At 40.5% G+C, this 12,983-nt stretch carries 11 protein-coding genes; 7 read left to right on the top strand and 4 right to left on the bottom strand.

The window, feature by feature from the left end:
* The first annotated feature begins 6 nt into the window (after positions 1 to 6).
* Complete coding sequence (locus GO621_RS16075; protein WP_157568899.1) at positions 7 to 1,137, top strand: glycosyltransferase family 9 protein; 1,131 nt, start codon at positions 7 to 9, stop codon at positions 1,135 to 1,137.
* Positions 1,137 to 1,934, top strand: coding sequence for a glycosyltransferase family 2 protein (locus tag GO621_RS16070; protein ID WP_157568897.1), 798 nt, complete (start codon positions 1,137 to 1,139; stop codon positions 1,932 to 1,934). Before GO621_RS16075 ends, GO621_RS16070 begins: the two co-directional genes overlap by 1 nt.
* Positions 1,935 to 2,172: 238 nt before the next feature.
* On the opposite strand, the gene rfaE2 is transcribed toward GO621_RS16070, so the two are convergent.
* Genes rfaE2 through GO621_RS16055 form a run of 3 tightly spaced genes read right to left on the bottom strand, consistent with a single transcriptional unit; the run spans position 2,173 to position 5,499 of the window.
* On the bottom strand, positions 2,173 to 3,663 hold the full coding sequence (gene rfaE2, locus GO621_RS16065) for a D-glycero-beta-D-manno-heptose 1-phosphate adenylyltransferase (protein ID WP_157568894.1): 1,491 nt from the start codon (positions 3,661 to 3,663) through the stop codon (positions 2,173 to 2,175).
* A gap of 52 nt (positions 3,664 to 3,715) precedes the next feature.
* Positions 3,716 to 4,441 carry an SDR family oxidoreductase gene (locus tag GO621_RS16060; RefSeq protein WP_157568892.1) on the bottom strand — a complete coding sequence of 242 codons (726 nt, stop codon included), beginning with the start codon at positions 4,439 to 4,441 and terminating at the stop codon, positions 3,716 to 3,718.
* Between the two features lie 59 nt (positions 4,442 to 4,500).
* Positions 4,501 to 5,499 (bottom strand): glycosyltransferase, encoded by a 999-nt coding sequence (locus tag GO621_RS16055; protein WP_157568890.1) that lies wholly within the window; start codon positions 5,497 to 5,499, stop codon positions 4,501 to 4,503.
* 209 nt (positions 5,500 to 5,708) lie between these two features.
* Between GO621_RS16055 and GO621_RS16050 the strand changes: the two genes are divergently transcribed.
* Positions 5,709 to 8,189 (top strand): glycoside hydrolase family 95 protein, encoded by a 2,481-nt coding sequence (locus GO621_RS16050; RefSeq protein WP_157568888.1) that lies wholly within the window; start codon positions 5,709 to 5,711, stop codon positions 8,187 to 8,189.
* 66 nt (positions 8,190 to 8,255) lie between these two features.
* Here GO621_RS16050 and GO621_RS16045 read toward each other — a convergent pair whose 3' ends face one another.
* Entirely contained in the window at positions 8,256 to 8,708 is a 453-nt protein-coding gene (locus tag GO621_RS16045; RefSeq protein WP_157568886.1) for a ferritin-like domain-containing protein, read from the bottom strand.
* Between the two features lie 236 nt (positions 8,709 to 8,944).
* Between GO621_RS16045 and kaiC the strand changes: the two genes are divergently transcribed.
* From kaiC to GO621_RS16025, 4 genes are read left to right on the top strand one after another with little or no spacing between them, the layout of a single operon-like run.
* Positions 8,945 to 10,687: a circadian clock protein KaiC gene (gene kaiC, locus GO621_RS16040; RefSeq protein ID WP_157568884.1), complete on the top strand. Its 1,743-nt coding sequence runs from the start codon at positions 8,945 to 8,947 to the stop codon at positions 10,685 to 10,687.
* A complete protein-coding gene (locus GO621_RS16035; RefSeq protein WP_157568881.1) occupies positions 10,668 to 10,994 on the top strand; it encodes a circadian clock KaiB family protein in 327 nt (108 codons plus the stop codon). The genes kaiC and GO621_RS16035 overlap by 20 nt, the downstream gene beginning before the upstream one ends.
* Positions 10,991 to 11,320 (top strand): circadian clock KaiB family protein, encoded by a 330-nt coding sequence (locus GO621_RS16030; protein ID WP_157568879.1) that lies wholly within the window; start codon positions 10,991 to 10,993, stop codon positions 11,318 to 11,320. Before GO621_RS16035 ends, GO621_RS16030 begins: the two co-directional genes overlap by 4 nt.
* Before the next feature lie 2 nt (positions 11,321 to 11,322).
* Entirely contained in the window at positions 11,323 to 12,981 is a 1,659-nt protein-coding gene (locus GO621_RS16025; protein WP_157568877.1) for a hybrid sensor histidine kinase/response regulator, read from the top strand.
* The last annotated feature ends 2 nt before the right edge of the window (positions 12,982 to 12,983 follow it).

The raw sequence follows: 12,983 nt of genomic DNA, 5'->3' as shown, positions 1-12,983 counted from the left end.
ACAAAATTGGAAACAGTTAAAAAGATAGCCGTTGTAAGGGCCAACGCGCTGGGCGATTTTATTTTTGTTTTACCTGCTTTACGTGCTTTAAAAGAAACTTTTCCGGGTGCCGAAATTGTTTATCTGGGTAAACCCTGGCACCAGGAGTTTTTAAAAGAGAGGCCGGTCCCGATTGATCGTGTGGTCGTTGTTCCGCCTTATCCCGGCGTTGGCGCCGCTTATGATTACCAGCGGGACGAGGCGCAATTGGATCAGTTTTTTGCAGAAATGCAGGCTGAAGCGTTTGATTTAGCTTTCCAGTTTCATGGCGGCGGCGGCAATTCCAATCCGTTTACCAAACGTTTAGGTGCTAAAAAAAGCATTGGTTTGCAAGCAGCCGGAGCGCCGCCTTTGGATATCAACGTGCCTTACATTATGTATTTTAGCGAACCGATGCGTTATCTGGAAGTAGTTTCAAAAGCAGGCGCACGAACAGCATTTGTAGAACCGGAATTTGAAACGATACCTTCTGATTTGGATGAATTGAAAACGATTATTCCTAATTATCAAAGTAAAAAATTCGTTGTTATCCATCCCGGCGCTACGGATTTACGCCGGCGCTGGTCGCCTGAAAACTTTGCTGCTGTTGCAGATTTTTTGATTGAAGCCGGTTTTACCGTTATCGTTACTGGAAGCGATTGGGAAAGGGAAGTAACAGATGCCGTGATCAAAAATATGGCACAAAAGAAGCATGTGCTTAATTTCTGCGGAAAAGTATCTTTGGCTGGCTTAACAGGACTGCTATCGGTTTCCAAACTATTGATCTCTAACGATACCGGCCCGTTACACCTGGCGCGCGCTTTAAAAACGCCAACGGTAGCAACTTACTGGTGCGGCAACATCATCACCAGTGCCCCTTTTACCATCACTTTAAACCGTACTTTGTTATCCTGGATGATTGTATGCCCGGTTTGCGATAAAACCATCACAGGCCCGGCTTCTGAGCAAAACGATAAAGATTGTAAGCATGAGATTTCTTTTGTGGATGGGATCAGCATAGAACAAGTGAAAATTGCTGCATTTGATCTGTTGCAACAAAGTGAAGAATGGCCGAAGGAAGCTGAACAATTACCGGTATCGCCAAGCAATTATATATAATGAAAGTATCTGTTTTAATACCAACTTATAACCGGCTAACGGCGCTTATAGCCACTTTAACCGCTTTAACGGCTCAGGATTTTAGCGGTTTTGAAGTGATTGTTGCTGATCAGAGCGATAATTTTACCGGAAACAATGGCGTGATCCAAACCTTGCAGCGGATTTTCGATCTTCACAAAACGCCTTTAAAACTCGTACAAAATCTTCCCAAAAAAGGTATTGCTCACCAAAGGCAGTTTTTGCTGGATCAAAGTACAGGCGAATATTCTTTGTATTTGGATGATGATATTATCCTGGAACCGGATGTAATTGGCCGAATGGTAAAAGCGCTGGATGAAGAAAATGCTGCTTTTGTGGGCATGATGCCTATCGGTTTGAGTTATAGTAAAGATATCCGTGCGCACCAGCAGCAAATTGAGTTTTGGGAAGATAAAGTTCAACCGGAAACCATTCAACCCAAAACAACCGAATGGCAAAGGCATGTGGTACATAATGCGGCTAATATTATGCATGTTGCCCAGCAATTAAATATCCAGCCGGAAAACCAAAAGAAATACAAAATTGCCTGGGTTGGCGGTTGTATTTTATATGATACAGAGAAGTTGCGTGAAAATGGCGGCTTTACTTTTTGGGAACAACTACCGGAAGAACATTGCGGCGAAGAAGTTTACATTCAGCAAAAACTGATGAAAAAATATGGCGGTTTTGGTTTGCTGCCTTCTGGCGGTTACCATTTAGAACTGCCTACAACTTTGGTAAACCGGGAAGTAAATGCACCGGAGTTTTTGAGGGATTAAAATACAAATGCTTCTTTTAGCACTATAATTTTTAGGTGATAAAAGAAGCATTTTGTCTGTTTACAATAAAGGTATTAAACCATAAAGGTAGCCGTCCAGGTGCGTAGGGTTGAATGCCGCCCGGAGGCGATCCGGCATTCTTGATTTTTGGTTCTTTTGATCAAGCAAAAGAACGCACAAAAGAAAATCGATTTGATGAAGATTCCTCTCTTCATTCGGAATGACAGAAAAAGTTTAATCAGATCGCTTTTAACATCTTTGCATCCGCATTAATCTTTTTGATCATGTTCGTAGTAGAATGATCTGGCACTAAAGGAATAAAAGCAACCTGTCCGCCAACTTCTTCCACAACTTTTGCTTCTGGCAGGTTTTGCATATTGTAATCGCCGCCTTTAATATAATATTGCGGTTTTGCTGCACGGATCAAGGCTGATGGCGTATCATCTTCCGCAGAACCAAAAGGCACGATATGATCAATAGAACTTAAGCCGGAAAGTACCATAATACGATCAGCAAGCTCATTAATTGGCCGGCTGGAACCTTTTAAACGTTTGATACTTTCATCATTATTTAAACCAACTATCAGCACATCTCCATAATTTTTAGACTGGTTTAAATAACTAACGTGGCCAGAATGCAGAATATCAAAACAACCATTTGTAAACACAATATTTTTGCCTTGCTGATGGTAAAACTGGGATAATTCTTCCAGTTCTTTAGCATCAGACACATACTTGTTCTGCGTAGAAAAGAATGCTTTTAATTCGGTTAGAAAACAAGGGGCTGTAGTCGTTTTACGGATAGCAACCGTAGCCGCTGCAGTAGCCAATTCGGCCGCTTCCACTGTATTTGCACCAGAGCACTGTGCCAAAGTAAACGTGCTGATAAAAGTATCGCCCGCGCCAACAACATGCGGTGCTTCTACCTGATATGCTGGCGTATGATGCACATATTCTCCTTTTTCAAATAGCATTGAACCTTCTTCATCCAAAGTAAGCGTAATGTGCTCTGCGCCTGTCAATCGATACAAAGTTGGTCCGTAATTTTTCAACTGCTCAATCCGGTTATTGCTTAACGATTGCAGGTTAAGTAAACTGATCGCTTCTACATAATTCGGTTTTACAACAGAAGGCTGCAACGGCGTAAACAAAGGCAAATTTTTAGAATCCAGTGCTAAATAAGCAGGAGATTGCTGCTGAATCTGCTGCAAAAACTCAATCAAAGCCGGCGTAAACAAACCGGCTTTGTAATCTCCTAAAACAACTGCATCGAAACGGCTGTAACGAGCTTTTAAAAACTGAAATATTTTCTGCTCAGAATCAGCAGAAGGCGGATTTTGAGATCCGCAATCAAAACGGCTTAACAACTGTCCGTTAGAAACTAACCTGGTTTTGGTAACCGTTGTTCGGAAAGGTTCCCGAACAATCGCATCACAATTAATTCCGGCTTTTTCCATGAACTTGCAAGCCTTATCGCCATCTTTATCATCACCGGCAATTGCCAAAAAACTTACTTGTGCGCCTAAAGCTTTTAAATTGATGGCTGCATTTGCTGCGCCACCTGGAATTTCTTCGCGACTGGAAATGGTAACAACAGGCACGGGCCCTTCTGGTGAAAGCCTAAAGCTATCACCTTTAAGGTAAATATCCATTACTAAATCACCAATCACCAATACTTTTAATTGGTTAAAGTGATCCATAATCTCTTCGTGCCTGTTCTTGCTCATCATACTGTTTTTATCAATAGTTTTTAATGCTGATGCTTCTTTTACCAGATAAAATTTAAGGCCAGCTGGTTTCCATTAACGGAAGGATCAGGATTTCCGGTACAACAGTATCGGTATCATCTTCAATAATATAACGGATTTTAGTCGCAACATTCTTTGGATCTTGTAAATTTTGAGGTGGAATATCCGGGAAACGGTCCAGCAAGAAAGGTGTGCTCATTCCGCCAGCAATAATGGCTGTAACTTTTACATTTACTTTGCGGGCTTCGGTAAACAACGCGTGACTAAATCCGCGTAAGCCCCATTTGGTAGCGTGGTAAACAGAAGCTTCCGTCCAGGCGCGTAAAGATGCTGTACTTACAATATTGATGATGTTTCCTGATTTTTGCGGAGACATCACTTCCAAAGCATATTTAGACATTAAAAATGGCCCGCGTAGATTAACGGCAAAAGCGGCATCCCACTCAGAAACTGATAATTCTAAAATTGGCTTGGTAAAATCGATACCAGCGTTATTTACCAGGATATCTAAACTGCCATATTCACTTTTAATTTTTGCAATTGTTTCTTTAACAGATTCTTCGCTGCTTACGTCCAAGCGCATCGCAATAGCTTTTCCGCCTTTTTCTGTAATCGTTTTAACGGTTCCGGCTGCTTTTTCTTCCTGAATATCGCCTGCAATAACCGTTGCACCTGCTTCGGCCAACTGGTAGCAAATCTGCTGCCCCAGTCCTTGCGCGCCGCCGCTTACCAATGCAACTTTACCTTGTAATTTTTCCATTTTTTGGGTTGATATTTATATTTATTTTAAAGATGTAAAAGTAACAAGCAATGCTTCTTTTACAATACTATTTTTGAGTGCTGGTGTTTGCTGATTGTTTCGTTAAAAACACGGAGCCAATCTGCATTGAAACGCTTGATGTCAAAACGTTTTTTGGCCATTTCCTGTCCGGCTGCACCAATTTGTTGTGCTTTTTCGCGATTGGATAATAAATCTTTCATCGCATTGATCAGGTAATTAATGTCGGTATGTACAATTCCTGTTTCGCCATTTTTAATGACCGAAGCCAGTTCTGTGGTTGCTAAACCCAAAACCGGAATGCCCATCACCATCGCTTCGCAAACGGCTAAACCTAAACTTGTAAAGCGTATCGGGTTAAAAAAGAAACGGTATCTGCTTAAAAATTCCGGCAGTTCCGGGTGTAAAACTTCGCCTAAACCCAATTTTTCTGCGCCCATTCCAACCAGATCGATCGGAACGTGTTTTTGCACTTCCAGAAAAACGTCTAATCCCAATCGGCGTCCTCTTCGTTCAATATTATTGATCACTACGATCCCTCTTTCCAGTTCTCCTGAATAAGGAACGGTCCGTACTTTCACACCATGTTCAATCACGGTAAAAGGAACATTGTTATTATCCCACATCAAACTGTTAAAATGCGTAACATGAACGAGTGAAATGCTGCTATCCGTAATGATATGTTTGGTATAAGGCGTTATTTCCTGCGGAGGATCATGCTCCAGATAAATTTTCGGCAGTTCGCGTTGTTCTGCAGAAAGCGTTTCGTACTGGTCATCTAAAAAGTTTTTTCTGGTTTGGAAGAGGATGCAATCCAGTTCCAGCTCTTTTACTTTTTCTTCATCAACTTCGTGTACATTTTCTCCGAAGGGAAAAGTAGGCCCGCGGCCAACATAACCCGGTTTTGGTTCTTTACTTACCGGAATGTAAATTTCGTAATCTCCTAAAGATAAGTAATATAGATAAGTGCCGTGGATATGCCAGGTGAAGATTTTAATACGTTTACCAGAATTTAGACTATTAACAGAAAGCGATTGCATAAAGCAGAACAAGGGTTTTTTTGATGCGTAACCAGAAATGAACAGTAAGTGTTTTACCGAAACCTGATTTTTAGTGCTGCAAGTTAGGGATTTTTAGGTTGATGGGATTCCTATGCTTCTTTTATCAACCTAAAATCTGTATAGTACAGGTTGCAAAGCAATAAAGGATTGCGTTTATTGCCGGACCAATTATTTCTGTAAAATTTATTATGAAGAAGCTTCTTTTACTGCTGATTTTTCTTGTTCCCATGCGAGGGTTCTCTCAAAACGATACCAAACTCTGGTACACTAAACCTGCAAAAGTGTGGACGGAAGCTTTGCCTTTAGGCAACGGACGTTTAGGCGCAATGGTTTTTGGACGAGTTGAAAACGAGCTGATCCAGTTAAACGAAAGTACTTTATGGTCAGGCGGACCGGTTAAAACAAACGTTAACCCAAATGCTTACGCTAATTTACTTTTGGCGAGAGAAGCGCTTTTTAAGGAAGAAAATTATACAAAAGCATCAGCTTTAACCCGAAAAATGCAAGGGGTTTATTCTGAATCTTTTGAGCCTTTAGGAGATTTGATGATCAACCAGGATTTGAAAGGCGCAACGCCAACTGATTATTATCGTGATTTAAATATCCGCGATGCGCTTGCAACAACGCGTTTCACGGTTAACGGTACTGTTTTTACCAGGCAAATTTTTGTTTCTGCGCCCGATCAGGTAATTGTAATTCATCTTACTACAAGTAAACCCGGCGAACTTAATTTTAAAGCGAGCACTAAAAGCGTGTTGAAGTTTGAAAATATAAGCATCAGCAATAACGAAATTGCGATGAAAGGCAGGGCGCCGGCGCATGTTGATCCAACAAATGTTAAATATAACAAAGAGCCGATTATTTATGCGGATTCTACCAGTTGCAGAGGAATGCGCTATAAATTGCTGGTAAAAGCAGCAGGCAATGGCACGATTGTTTCGGATACGAGCGGGATTTCTGTAAAAAATGCTTCTGATGTTACGTTGTATCTTTCGGCAGCAACCAGTTTTAATGGTTTCGATAAATGCCCGGATTCGGATGGAAAAGATGAAAATAAACTGGCGGAGCAATATTTAAATTCAGCTTTAAAAAAGAATCTTCAAACATTGCTGAACGATCATTTAAACGATTACCACAAATACTTTAACCGAGTTTCTTTTCATTTGGCTGCGCCTGAAAATAACAGTAATGCCACTTTGCCAACAGATGAACGTTTGATTGGTTATACCAACGGCGCAACAGATCCGGAACTGGAAAATCTATATTTTAATTTTGGCAGATATTTGCTCATTTCCTGTTCGCGCACCGGCGGAACGCCTGCAAATTTACAAGGCATCTGGAACAATAATATCCGGCCTTCCTGGAGTTCTAATTTCACTACTAATATCAATACCGAGATGAATTATTGGCCGGTAGAAATGACGAATCTTTCTGAAATGCATGAGCCGCTTTTTGATTTTATTAAGAATTTATCGGTAACCGGAGCAGTAACGGCAAAAGAATTTTACCATGCAAACGGCTGGGCGGTTCATCATAACAGCGATATTTGGGCGTTGTCTAATCCGGTTGGCGATATGCGCGGCGACCCAAAATGGGCGAACTGGGCAATGGGTTCGCCGTGGTTATGTCAGCACTTATGGCAGCATTACCAGTTTACTGGCGATAAACAATTTCTGAAAAATACGGCTTATCCATTAATGAAAGGCGCAGCAGAATTTTGTTTGAGCTGGCTGGTGGAAGACAAAAACGGTTATCTGGTTACCGCGCCTTCCCTTTCTCCTGAAAATGATTTTTTGGATGATAAAGGCCAGAAAGGCAATGTTTCTATCGCTACCACGATGGATATGTCGATCATTTGGGATTTGTTTACCAATTTAATTGCTGCTTCTAAAGAACTCAATAATGATTCTGTTTTTCGCCAATTAATTACCGATAAAAGAAGCAAACTGTTTCCATTGCACATCGGCAAAAAAGGAAACTTGCAGGAATGGTACAAGGATTGGGAAGATGTTGACCCGCATCACCGGCATGTTTCGCATTTGTTTGCTTTGCATCCCGGAACGGAAATTTCTCCTGTAACTACGCCTGATTTTGCTGCGGCAGCAAGAAAAACTTTAGAACTGCGAGGCGATGAAGGAACGGGCTGGAGTTTGGCCTGGAAAATTAATTTTTGGGCGCGATTGCTGGATGGAAACCATGCTTATAAATTAGTTCGTGATTTGCTTCGGGCAGCTGCAATTCCGCAAGCAAATCCGGACGGAACACTTGGGAAAGTTGGTTCCGGTTCAGGCACTTATCCGAATATGTTTGATGCGCACCCGCCTTTCCAAATTGATGGTAATTTTGGCGGAACGGCAGGAATGACGGAAATGCTGCTGCAAAGTCAGTTGAATGAAATTCATTTGTTACCGGCCTTGCCGGATGCCTGGCAAAGCGGCGAAATTAAAGGCTTAAAAGCGAGGGGAAATTTTGAAGTTGCTATTAAATGGATGAATAATAAATTGCTTTCGTCCAGTATCAAATCAAATATTGGGGGCTTATGTAAACTTCGTACCAAGGTTCCGGTTAAAGTTGCAGGTATCCAGGCTAAATCTGTTAAAAGCAATATTGGCTATGTAACCAGCTTTACCAGTGCAAAAGGCAAAACTTACACGGTAACGCCTATCTGAAAAATCAGGCATAAAAGAAGCATCGCTGAAAATAACGATGCTTCTTTTATCGGCTTAAAATCTGAATTAAGCGTATTGGATTAATAAAGCTTGGATCTGGTTCAAATCGTTTTGAATACCATCACGTTGTTTTTTTAACAAAGCCAAATGGTCTGCATGGTCAGTATAATCAGCAATATCAGCATCGTATTTTTCTAAAGCCGCTTTTTCTCCGGTAACGATAGAATCTAAAATGGCTTTGTTATCATTGCCGCTAACAGCTTGTTTAATATCGATCCAGGTACGGTGTACTGCACCTAAAAGGCCGCCGCTGTCGTTATCAGAATCACCTCCGTGAACTTTAATATGCGCTTTTAATTCGGTTGCATAAGCAGCCCGCTCTAAGGCGATTTTTTCAAAAACAGCTTTCAATTCTACAGAATCTGTAGCTTCTGCAGATGATTGGTAGCCTTCTTTACCATCATTTAAAATGTTTACCAGCCCTTTTAAATCGCTGATTATTTCATCATTAGTTTTCATTGAATGTATTATTTATGTTAGAAACATAGAAGGTTTATGACTAATAATTTGTTTTAAAAGTGTAAATAAAAATTAAACCAAGCCGGATAACTGGTAACAAAATTAATTTTATCAGGTAAAAGAAGCATCGCTGTTGGCAGCAGAAATGAAATATTTCTGCCAATCCGTTTTTTGTGTTTCATATTATTTCTACCTTTAAAACCATTTCAAAAAAAAATCTCCTTTCACATTTAATAATGTTAAATCAAACTTATGAAACAGGGCCTAAAAAACCAGGGGCTTTGCAAAAAACGCCAACAGGTATTGTTGGCCTCGATGATATTACCGGCGGCGGTTTACCAAAAGGAAGGCCAACGTTAATTTGTGGGGAAGCAGGGTCGGGCAAAACATTATTTTCGCTGGAATTTATTGTACGCGGCGCTACAGAATTTAACGAACCCGGCGTTTTTATGGCTTTTGAGGAAAAAGCAGAAGAACTGGCTACCAATGTAGCTTCTTTGGGGTTTGACCTGGAACAATTAAAGGCCGGGAAAAAGTTACGCGTAGATTATGTGCACATAGACCGCAGCGAGATTGAAGAAACCGGCGAATACGATCTGGACGGCTTGTTTATCCGTTTAGGTTATGCTATTGATAGCATTGGCGCTAAAAGAGTGGTTTTGGATACTATTGAAAATTTATTTTCGGGCTTATCCAACCAAAGCCTTCTGCGTACAGAACTGCGCCGTCTTTTCCATTGGTTAAAAGAAAAAGGCGTAACGGCCATTATTACCGGCGAAAAAGGAGAGGGTTCTTTAACCAGGCAAGGTTTAGAAGAGTACGTTTCAGATTGTGTTATTTTACTGGATCACCGCGTAATCAACCAGATTTCTACCCGCAGGTTAAGGATTATTAAATACAGGGGATCTGTGCATGGCACCAATGAATATCCTTTTTTAATTGATGAAGAAGGCATTTCTGTTTTACCGGTTACTTCCCTCAAACTGAATAATAATGTTTCCACAGAAAGAATTCCTTCGGGGATCGTTCAGTTAGATGATATGATGGGCGGAAAAGGATTTTTTCGCGGCAGCAGCATCCTGGTATCTGGCACTGCCGGTACCGGGAAAACCAGTATTGCGGCTACTTTTGCCAATGCAACCTGCCAATGCGGAGAAAAATGTATCTATTTTGCTTTTGAGGAATCTCCGAACCAGATTATGCGGAACATGCTTTCTATCGGAATGGATGTACAAAAGCATGTGGATGATGGTTTACTCACTTTTTATGCTTCCCGGCCTACCCTTAACGGCTTAGAAATGCACCTGGTTGCTATTCATAAACAGATTAAAAAGCATAAACCACAGGCGGTTATTCTTGATCCGATAACAAACCTGATTACGGTTGGCTCCGTAAGCGAAGTAAAATCAATGCTGATCCGACTGATCGATTTTCTGCAGGAAGAGCAAATTACTGTAATGTTTACTGCACTAACGCTAAATAACATTGTTAACGAGCAAACAGATGAAGGCGTTTCTTCGTTAGTTGATGCATGGCTTAAAGTAAGCGATATTGAGTTTAACGGCGAGCGTAACCGGGGCTTATACATCATGAAATCAAGGGGCATGAAACATTCTAACCAGGTAAGGGAGTTTGTAATTACGAATAACGGGTTAGAACTGATTGATGTTTATCTTGGCCCTGACGGCGTATTGACTGGTTCTGCAAGGGAAGCACAGCAAATGCATGAAGAAACCGGAAAAGTAATTTACAACCATGGATTAAGTCGTAAAGACAGGGAAATTGAAAGAAAGAGAAAAGCTTTAGAAGCCAAAATTGCAACTTTGCAAAGCGAATTTGAATCAGTTGAAGAAGAACTGAACAAGGTTTATGTTGAAGAAGAGCTGGTAAAGGAAGTAGCAGAAAAAACACGCCTGGAAATGACAAAATTACGCGGAGGTAATGATACCGATAATATGAATGATAAAAAGAGCTCCTGATCTAATGGAAGAAGTAAAAGAAGATACTTGGGAATTAAGGCTTTATGTAGCCGGAAAAACTGTTAAATCGGTTACTGCGTTAAAAAACCTCAGAAAGTATTGCGAAGAGCATTTGCAGGGAAAATACCAGATTGAAATAATTGATTTGTTAGAGCAGCCGCAACTGGCCGAAGGAGACCAGATTTTTGCTATCCCAACCCTGGTAAGAAAATTTCCGGAACCCATCCGTAAAATTATCGGAGACCTTTCTAATGAAGAAAAAGTGCTGGTTGGCCTGAATATCAGAGCTGTAAAATCAGCATTATGAGTTCTTGGGAGCAGGGATCTCCGGAGGATGGGCCACATAAAACAGAAAATATAATTTATAAACTGAGATTATTTGTAACCGGGGCATCGCCAAATTCGTTACGTGCTATTACAAACACAAAAGCTTTTTGCGAAACTTATTTAAAAAACAAATACGATCTGGAAATTATAGATGTTTATCAACAGCCTCTCATTGCACAGAACGAACAGCTGATTGCTTTGCCCATGCTGGTAAAAAAATTTCCGCTTCCGGAAAGAAGGTTAATTGGTGATATGTCTGACACGAACAAAGTATTTAAAGGTTTAGGTTTAGAAAACATAGGTTAAAAATGCCAGCAATTCCAACTTATGATGAATTATTAGGCCAAAACCAGGAACTGCAACGGCAATTAGAAGAAGCCAGTGATGCAATTGAAGCTATCAGGACCGGTCAGGTAGATGCGCTGATTGTTAAAGCCAATGGCGGCCATGAACTCTATACACTTAGAAGTGCAGACCAAACTTATCGGGTTTTTATAGAAAAAATGGCCGAAGGAGCGGTAACGCTTGATCATAAAGGCACTGTTTTATACAGTAATTCGAGGTTTGCATCCATGATTGGCCTGCCGCTTGAAAAAGTGATCGGCACTCCGTTCGAAACCTTTGTACCGGAAACATTTAAAGAAGTTTATAATGAATTAATCCGTGCCGGATGGGCAATAGAAACCAAAGGTGAAATTAACCTTGTCAATTTTTATAATCACCATATTCCTTTCCTGCTGTCTATCAACGCACTTCCGCTAAATGAAGAAGCCTCATTAAGTATTATCCTTACCGATCTTACTTCGCAAAAAAGAACAGAACAACAGTTAAAATTTAAGAACGAACAACTGGAAGAGGCAAGGCAAATTGCAGAAAGTGCCAATGACGAACTGGAAGATATTGTAAAAGAAAGGACCCGGGACCTGATGATAAGCCAGGAACATTTTAAGTTTTTGGCAGATAACATTCCGGTTATGGTTTGGACAGCCCGGCCGGATGGTTTAATAGATTACTATAACCAGCGCTGGTATGAATATACCGGTTTTAATTTTGAGCAAAGTAAAGATTGGGGCTGGAAATCTTCGATACATCCGGACGACCTGGAAAATTCAATCGATACCTGGAAAAAATCTTTTGAAAGCGGTGAGCTTTATGAAATGCAATTTCGGCTTAAATGTGCAGAAGATGGGCAGTACCGATGGCATTTAGGCCATGCAGTACCGTATAAAGATGAAAGTGGCAAGGTTATTAAATGGTTTGGCACCAATACCGATATTGAAGACCAGAAAAAGGAAATGGAAAAAAGGGACGAGTTTATAGGCATTGCCAGCCATGAACTAAAAACACCTTTAACCAGTGCCAAAGGGTACATTCAGTTAATTGATTCTTTTCAGAAAGAAGTTTTGCCCGTTACGGTAAAAACCTTTGTAAAAAAAGCAAACGAATCTTTAAACAAACTTCAGATTTTAGTAAACGACTTGCTTGATGTAAGTAAAATACAGGCTGGTAAATTAGAGTTTAGCGTAACCAGGATTAATTTAAGCCAACTGATTGTTACTTGTGTAGAAAACGTGGCCCATATTTATCCTTCTGCTGTAATTATAAATTGTTATACCGGCGATTTTATGTTAAACGGCAATTTTGAAAGGTTGGAGCAAGTGCTGATGAACTTAATTAGTAATGCTGTAAAATATTCTAACACCGATCATCCGATTGATATTAATGCTGTACAGGTTGATAACTATGTAAGGGTTTCTGTAACGGATGCCGGTATTGGTTTAAGCGAGACAGAAATGGAACGTATTTTTGAACGCTTCTATCGTGTAGAAGACAAAAAGTTTTTAACCAGCGGGCTCGGAATGGGTTTATACATTTCCTCCGAAATTGTTAAAGCCCATCATGGATTTATGACGGTAGAAAGCAAACTGAACGAAGGCTCAACTTTTTCTTTTAATCTCCCTCTTTAATT

It is taken from the genome of Mucilaginibacter arboris, assembly GCF_009754915.1.
In the GTDB taxonomy this organism is placed as follows: Bacteria; Bacteroidota; Bacteroidia; order Sphingobacteriales; family Sphingobacteriaceae; genus Mucilaginibacter_A; species Mucilaginibacter_A arboris.
The sequence above is the reverse complement of the archived record's forward strand: the minus strand, read 5'-3'. Positions and strand labels throughout refer to the sequence as shown.